Consider the following 222-nt stretch of genomic DNA (forward strand, 5'->3'; position numbering starts at 1 on the left):
AGGGTCAGCGACTGGGGTGAAGTCGTAACAAGGTAGCCGTAGGGGAACCTGCGGCTGGATCACCTCCTTTCTAAGGATAAACCTCAATGGAAACGCTCACTTGCTCATCTTCGGATGAAATGGGGAGCCTCTGCCTTCTGGTTTACTTGGAACAAGACGGAAGAGAGTCACTCTTACCGTCGTGCATACCTTAAGCGGGTCTGCCGCCTTCGTTTCTCTTTC

The 222-nt window shown here is 52.3% G+C and carries 1 rRNA gene; it reads left to right on the forward strand.

Annotation, left to right across the window (positions count from 1 at the left end):
- Positions 1 to 70, forward strand: a 16S ribosomal RNA gene (locus AC0L25_RS32570); the annotation flags it as partial.
- Between the last annotated feature and the right edge of the window lie 152 nt (positions 71 to 222).

This window comes from Mesorhizobium sp. WSM4813 (assembly GCF_055811555.1).